Source organism: Geodermatophilus sp. SYSU D00703, assembly GCF_054050155.1.
Genome location: NZ_JBJGYU010000005.1, coordinates 201,187 through 209,239, shown reverse-complemented (window position 1 = coordinate 209,239; position 8,053 = coordinate 201,187). Strand labels below are relative to the sequence as shown.

The 8,053-nt window shown below is 69.6% G+C and carries 2 protein-coding genes; both read right to left on the bottom strand.

What is annotated here, in order from left to right:
• Positions 1 to 225 precede the first annotated feature (225 nt).
• The gene (locus ACI782_RS08820; RefSeq protein WP_456908178.1) at positions 226 to 4,131 is read right to left on the bottom strand and encodes a DNA-directed RNA polymerase subunit beta'; all 3,906 of its coding nucleotides are present in this window, start codon (positions 4,129 to 4,131) and stop codon (positions 226 to 228) included.
• A gap of 100 nt (positions 4,132 to 4,231) precedes the next feature.
• Positions 4,232 to 7,741 carry a DNA-directed RNA polymerase subunit beta gene (rpoB, locus tag ACI782_RS08815; protein ID WP_456908176.1) on the bottom strand — a complete coding sequence of 1,170 codons (3,510 nt, stop codon included), beginning with the start codon at positions 7,739 to 7,741 and terminating at the stop codon, positions 4,232 to 4,234.
• Positions 7,742 to 8,053: the final 312 nt, after the last annotated feature.

Genomic DNA, 8,053 nt, shown 5'->3' with positions numbered 1-8,053 from the left:
CGTCAGGCGACCCGCCCCGCCGGCCCCGCCCGCCGCCGCCCCCCCCCCCCCCCCCCCCCCCCCCCCCCCCCCCCCCCCCCCCCCCCCCCCCCCCCGGGACACGGGGAGGGCCCAGGCAGCAGGGGGACGGCACCTGGCCACGGTGTCGTCCGGCGGACGACAGTGACGCAGGAGGGCCCCCAGGTCTGCGCGACCTGGGGGCCCTCCTCGTGGACTACCGGGGGCTCAGCCCCGCCAGTCGTACTCCTCGAGGCGGACGGCCTCGCCGGAGCCCTGACCGAAGACGTCCGGGCTGTAGTACTGCCCGTCGTCGTACCCGGCCATCGTGTAGACGGCGGCGCGGGCCTCCTCGGTCGGCTCGACCGTGATGTTCCGGTAGCGGCTGATCCCGGTACCGGCCGGGATCAGCTTCCCGATGATCACGTTCTCCTTGAGGCCGAGCAGGCTGTCGCTCTTGCCCTGGATCGCGGCGTCGGTGAGCACCTTGGTCGTCTCCTGGAAGGAGGCGGCCGACAGCCACGACTCGGTCGCGAGCGAGGCCTTGGTGATGCCCATGAGCACCGGGCGGGCCGAGGCCGGCTCGCCACCCTCGGCGACGACCCGACGGTTCTCGGTCTCGAACAGCGTCCGCTCGACCAGCGCACCGGGCAGGAACTCCGTCGCGCCCGAGTCGATGATGGTCACCCGCTTCAGCATCTGCCGGATGATCACCTCGATGTGCTTGTCGTGGATCGACACGCCCTGGCTGCGGTAGACCTCCTGGACCTCGCGGACCAGGTGCAGCTGCACCTCGCGGGGGCCCATGATCCGCAGCACCTCGTGCGGGTCGACCGCACCCTCGGTGAGCTGCTCGCCGACCTCGACGTGGCCGCCGTCCTCGACCCGCAGCCGCGAACGGCGCGACAGCTTGTCGTAGACGACCTCGTCGGAGCCGTCGTCCGGGGTGATCGTGAGCTTGCGGAACTGCTCGCCGTCCTCGATGCGGACGGTGCCGGCCAGCTCGGCGATCGGCGCCTTACCCTTGGGGACGCGTGCCTCGAAGAGCTCGACCACACGCGGCAGACCGTGGGTGATGTCCTCACCCGCGACACCACCGGTGTGGAAGGTGCGCATCGTCAGCTGGGTGCCGGGCTCACCGATCGACTGGGCGGCGATGATGCCGACCGCCTCGCCGACGTCGACCAGCTTGCCGGTCGCCAGCGACCGGCCGTAGCAGGTGGCGCAGGTGCCGAGCAGCGACTCGCAGGTCAGGACGCAGCGGACCTTGACCTCCGCGACGCCGGCGTCGACCAGCTGGCCGATCAGCACGTCTCCGAGGTCCTGGCCGGCCTGCGCGATCAGCGTGCCGTCCTCGGCCACCACGTCGGCGGCCAGGGAGCGGGCGTACACGCTGGTCTCGACGTGCGCGTCCCGGGTGAGCTGGCCGTCGATCACGGTCGCGATGGGCATGATCACGCCGCGCTCGGTGCCACAGTCCTCCTCGCGGATGATGACGTCCTGGGAGACGTCGACCAGCCGGCGGGTGAGGTACCCGGAGTCCGCGGTCCGCAGCGCGGTGTCGGCCAGACCCTTGCGGGCACCGTGCGTGGAGATGAAGTACTCCAGCACGGACAGACCCTCCCGGAAGTTGGCCTTGATCGGCCGCGGGATGATCTCGCCCTTCGGGTTGGCGACCAGGCCACGCATACCGGCGATCTGGCTGATCTGCATCATGTTGCCTCGGGCGCCCGAGTTGACCATGACCCAGACCGGGTTGGTGGTCGGGAAGTTGTCCACCATCGCCTGGGAGACCTCGGCCCGCGCGCGGGTCCAGATCTCGATCAGCTCGCCACGACGCTCGGCGTCGGTGATGACACCGCGCTCGTACTGGCGCTCGATCTGCCGGGCCTCGTCCTCGTGCCGGTCGAGGATCTCCTGCTTGGCCGGCGGGGTGACGACGTCGTCGATCGCGATCGTGACGCCGGACCGGGTGGCCCAGCGGAAACCGGCCGACTTGAGGGCGTCCAGCGTCGCCGCGACCTGCACCTTGGGGTAGCGCTCGGCGAGGTCGTTGACGATCGCCCCGAGCTCCTTCTTCGGCACCTGGTAGTTGACGAAGCGGTAGTCCTCGGGCAGGGCCTCGTTGAACAGCACCCGGCCCAGGCTGGTCTCGACCAGCGCCGCCGCACCCGGGGTCCAGTCCTCCGGCTGCTCCCACGGCTCGTTGACCTTGCCGTTGTCGACGCCGAACACCTCGTCGAGGCGGATGAACGCCCGCTCCTGCAGGCCCAGCGCACCCTGGTCGAAGGCCATGATCGCCTCGGCCGGCGAGCCGAACGCCGCCGGCCTGCCGCCGTCGGCCTCGTGCCGGCTGGGCACCAGCGTGGTCAGGTGGTACAGGCCCAGCACCATGTCCTGGGTCGGCGCGGTGATCGGACGACCGTCGGCCGGGGACAGGATGTTGTTCGACGACAGCATGAGGATGCGGGCCTCGGCCTGGGCCTCGGCCGACAGCGGCAGGTGCACCGCCATCTGGTCACCGTCGAAGTCCGCGTTGAACGCGGTGCAGACCAGCGGGTGGATCTGGATGGCCTTGCCCTCGACCAGCTGCGGCTCGAAGGCCTGGATGCCGAGACGGTGCAGAGTCGGCGCGCGGTTGAGCAGCACCGGGTGCTCGGTGATGACCTCCTCGAGCACGTCCCACACGACCGGCCGCGCGCGCTCCACCATCCGCTTGGCGGACTTGATGTTCTGCGCGTGGTTGAGGTCGACCAGCCGCTTCATCACGAACGGCTTGAACAGCTCCAGGGCCATCTGCTTGGGCAGACCGCACTGGTGCAGCTTCAGCTGCGGGCCGACGACGATGACCGAACGGCCGGAGTAGTCGACGCGCTTGCCGAGCAGGTTCTGGCGGAACCGGCCCTGCTTGCCCTTGAGCAGGTCGGACAGCGACTTCAGCGGGCGGTTGCCCGGGCCGGTGACCGGCCGGCCGCGACGGCCGTTGTCGAACAGCGCGTCGACCGACTCCTGCAGCATCCGCTTCTCGTTGTTCACGATGATCTCGGGCGCGCCGAGGTCGAGCAGACGCTTCAGCCGGTTGTTCCGGTTGATCACGCGGCGGTACAGGTCGTTCATGTCGCTGGTGGCGAAGCGGCCACCGTCGAGCTGCACCATCGGGCGCAGGTCCGGCGGGATGACCGGGACGCAGTCCAGCACCATGCCCATGGGCGAGTTGCGGGTCTGCTGGAAGGCCGCGACGACCTTGAGCCGCTTGAGGGCGCGCAGCTTGCGCTGGCCCTTGCCGCTGCGGATGGTCTCGCGCAGCGCGGCGGCCTCGGCGTCGAGGTCGAACTCGGCCAGCAGCTTCTGCAGCGCCGCGGCACCCATGCCGCCCTCGAAGTACTCACCGAACCGGTCGCGGAGCTCGCGGTAGAGCCCCTCGTCGGCGATGAGCTGCTTGACCTCGAGCTTGCGGAAGGTGTCGAGCACCTCCTCGAGGCGGTCGATCTCCCGCTGGGCGCGGTCGCGCAGCTGGCGCATCTCGCGCTCGCCACCCTCGCGGACCTTGCGGCGGACGTCGGACTTGGCGCCCTCGGCCTCGAGCTCGGCGAGGTCGGCCTCCAGCTTCTGCTGGCGGGCCTCCACGTCGGCGTCCCGACGGCTCTCGAGGTTGTGCTTCTCCGCGCTGATCTCGGCCTCGATGGTCGGGAGGTCGCGGTGGCGCGCCTCGTCGTCGACCGAGGTGATCAGGTAGGCCGCGAAGTAGATGATCTTCTCGAGGTCCTTGGGCGCCAGGTCGAGCAGGTAGCCCAGGCGCGAGGGAACGCCCTTGAAGAACCAGATGTGGGTGACCGGCGCGGCCAGCTCGATGTGGCCCATCCGCTCGCGGCGGACCTTGGCCCGGGTCACCTCGACGCCGCAGCGCTCACAGATGATGCCCTTGAACCGGACCCGCTTGTACTTGCCGCAGTAGCACTCCCAGTCCCGCGTGGGACCGAAGATCTTCTCGCAGAAGAGACCGTCCTTCTCCGGACGCAGCGTCCGGTAGTTGATGGTCTCGGGCTTCTTCACCTCACCGTGGCTCCACTGGCGGATGTCGTCGCCGGTGGCCAGACCGATGCGGAGCTCGTCGAAGAAGTTGACGTCGAGCACTGAGTGGACCCCTTTCCCGGGGCTCGGTTACTGCACTTCTTGCTGATGGTCTTGGGTGGGCGCCGGCCGGCCCCGGGTGCTGGGGCCGGCCGGCGGCCGATCAGACGTCCTCGACGCTGGAGGGCTCGCGGCGGGACAGGTCGATGCCCAGCTCCTCCGCGGCCCGGAAGACCTCGTCGTCGGTGTCACGCAGTTCGATCGCCTGCCCGTCGCCGGAGAGGACCTCCACGTTCAGGCAGAGCGACTGCAGCTCCTTGAGCAACACCTTGAACGACTCCGGGATGCCCGGCTCGGGGATGTTCTCGCCCTTGACGATCGCCTCGTAGACCTTGACGCGGCCCAGGATGTCGTCGGACTTGATGGTGAGCAGCTCCTGCAGCGCGTAGGCCGCGCCGTAGGCCTGCATCGCCCAGCACTCCATCTCACCGAAGCGCTGGCCACCGAACTGCGCCTTACCACCCAGCGGCTGCTGCGTGATCATCGAGTAGGGGCCGGTCGACCGGGCGTGGATCTTGTCGTCGACCAGGTGCAGCAGCTTCAGGATGTAGACGTAGCCCACCGAGATCGGCTCGGGGAACGGCTCGCCGGAGCGGCCGTCGAACAGCCGCGCCTTGCCGGTCGGGGCCACCATCCGGTTGCCGTCGCGGTTCGGGACGGTCGAGCTCAGCAGCCCGACGATCTCCTCCTCGCGGGCACCGTCGAACACGGGGGTCGCCGTCCGGGTGCCCGGCCCGGCCGCCCGCGCGGCCGGGGGGAGGTTCGCCGCCCACTCGGGGTCGCCCTCGACCTGCCAGCCGGACTTGGCCACCCACCCGAGGTGGGTCTCCAGGACCTGGCCGACGTTCATCCGGCCGGGCACGCCCAGCGGGTTGAGGACGATGTCCACCGGGGTGCCGTCCTCGAGGAACGGCATGTCCTCCTGCGGCAGGATCTTCGCGATGACGCCCTTGTTGCCGTGGCGGCCGGCGAGCTTGTCACCGTCGGAGATCTTGCGCATCTGGGCGACGTAGACCCGGATCAGCTCGTTGACGCCGGCGGGCAGCTCGTCGCCGTCCTCGCGGGAGAACACGCGGACGCCGATGACCTTGCCGGACTCGCCGTGCTTGACCTTCAGCGACGTGTCGCGGACCTCGCGGGCCTTCTCGCCGAAGATCGCCCGGAGCAGCCGCTCCTCGGGGGTCAGCTCGGTCTCGCCCTTGGGCGTGACCTTGCCCACGAGGATGTCGCCGGGGACGACCTCGGCACCGATGCGGATGATGCCGCGCTCGTCGAGGTCGGCGAGGACCTCCTCGGAGACGTTCGGAATGTCCCGGGTGATCTCCTCGGCACCGAGCTTGGTGTCGCGGGCGTCGACCTCGAACTCCTCGATGTGGATCGAGGACAGGACGTCGTCCTGCACGAGGCGCTGCGACAGGATGATCGCGTCCTCGTAGTTGTGGCCCTCCCACGGCATGAAGGCGACGAGCAGGTTCTTGCCCAGCGCCATCTCACCCTGGTCGGTGCACGGCCCGTCGGCGATGACCTGGCCGACCTCGACCCGCTGCCCCTCGTCGACGACCGGGGTCTGGTTGATCGAGGTGCCCTGGTTCGAGCGACGGAACTTCAGCAGCCGGTAGGTCTGCCGGGTGCCGTCGTCGGCCATGACGGTGACGTAGTCGGCGGTGGAGTCCTCGACCACACCGGCCTTCTCGGCCACCACGACGTCGCCGGCGTCGACGGCGGCACGCAACTCCATGCCGGTGCCGACCAGCGGCGCCTCGCTGCGCAGCAGCGGGACGGCCTGACGCTGCATGTTCGCGCCCATGAGCGCGCGGTTGGCGTCGTCGTGCTCGAGGAACGGGATCATCGCCGTCGCGACGGAGGTCATCTGCCGTGGCGAGACGTCCATGTAGTCGACGTCGGCCGGCGGCAGGTAGTCGACCTCGCCGCCCTTGGTGCGGACCAGGACGCGCTCCTCGGCGAACCGGCCCTGGACGTCCAGCGGCGAGTTGGCCTGGGCGACGACGAAGCGGTCCTCCTCGTCGGCGGTCAGGTAGTCGATCCGGTCGGTGACCACACCGTTCTCGACCCGGCGGTACGGGGTCTCGATGAAGCCGAAGGCGTTCACCCGCCCGTAGGCCGACAGCGAGCCGATCAGGCCGATGTTCGGGCCTTCCGGCGTCTCGATCGGGCACATCCGGCCGTAGTGGCTCGGGTGGACGTCGCGGACCTCCATGCCGGCCCGCTCACGGGACAGACCACCGGGGCCCAGCGCCGACAGGCGGCGCTTGTGGGTCAGGCCCGCGAGCGGGTTGGTCTGGTCCATGAACTGGGACAGCTGGCTGGTGCCGAAGAACTCCTTGATGGAGGCGACGACCGGCCGGATGTTGATCAGCGTCTGCGGCGTGATCGCCTCGACGTCCTGGGTGGTCATCCGCTCGCGGACGACACGCTCCATGCGGGAGAGGCCGACCCGGATCTGGTTCTGGATCAGCTCGCCGACGGTGCGCAGGCGGCGGTTGCCGAAGTGGTCGATGTCGTCGACACCGTGGTCGGGCTCGCCGGCGTGCAGGCGCACCACGTACTCGATGGTGGCGACGATGTCGTCCTCGGTCAGCGTCAGGGTGGCCTGGGGCACCTCGAGGCCGAGCTTCTTGTTCACCTTGTAGCGGCCGACCTTGGCCAGGTCATAGCGCTTCGGGTTGAAGAAGAGGTTCTCCAGCAGCGCCTGGGCGCTCTCCCGCGTCGGCGGCTCACCCGGCCGCAGCTTGCGGTAGATGTCGAGGAGCGCCTCGTCCTGCCCGGCGATGTGGTCCTTCTCCAGGGTGGCGAGGACGGTCGGCGACCACTGGAAGTGCTCGCGGATGCGGTCCTCGGTCCAGCCCAGCGCCTTGAGCAGCACGGTGACCGGCTGGCGGCGCTTGCGGTCGATGCGGACGCCGACGGTGTCGCGCTTGTCGACGTCGAACTCCAGCCAGGCACCGCGGCTGGGGATGACCTTGGCGCTGAAGACGTCCTTGTCCGACGTCTTGTCCAGGGTCTTGTCGAAGTAGACGCCGGGGCTGCGGACGAGCTGCGAGACGACGACGCGCTCGGTCCCGTTGATGACGAAGGTGCCCTTCTTCGTCATGATGGGGAAGTCGCCCATGAACACCGTCTGGCTCTTGATCTCGCCGGTCGTGTTGTTCATGAACTCCGCGGTGACGAACAGCGGCGCCGCGTAGGTCATGTCCTTGTCCTTGCACTCCTCCAGGGACGCCTTGACGTCCTCGAAGCGCGGGTTGGAGAAGGACAGCGACATCGAGCCGCTGAAGTCCTCGATCGGGGAGATCTCCTCGAGGATCTCGGCGAGCCCGCCGACGGCGGTGGCCTGCTCCTCCGGCGCGAGGGTGGCGCGCCACTCGGGGCTGCCGACCAGCCAGTCGAAGGAGGCGGTCTGGAGCGCCAGGAGGTCCGGCACCTCGAGGGGCTCGGAGATCTTGGCGAACGACACGCGCAGCGGCGCGCCGGGGATCTTCTGCTGGTCGGCCTCGCCGGTGCGGGGGGCGGTCTGGGGAGGCTGCGGGGTGGTACCGGTGGTGCCTGACTCGGTGGTGCTGGCGGAGATGCTGGTGGGGCGAGAGCCTGCCAAGATGCGTCCTTCCAAGGACCTCACGACGTGCGGGCGGTGGGTGCTGGGTCGTCCTGGGTCGTCGTCGGTGATGGCGGGGCTGTCCGCGTCATTCCTGCACCATGGGGGATCCACCGGGTGTCCGGGACGGATCCCGGGCACCACATGTGACCCGTCAGTAGCGGGCAGGCAGTCAGGGGGCAGCGCAACAGAGAACCCTACCCCTGCTGCGGCTGGCTGTCCACGTCGGGGGTCCGGTGCGACCGGACACACACCCGGGAAGGACAGCCGGCCCAGTGGGAGCCGGGTCGGTCGCGCGTGTGACGACACGCC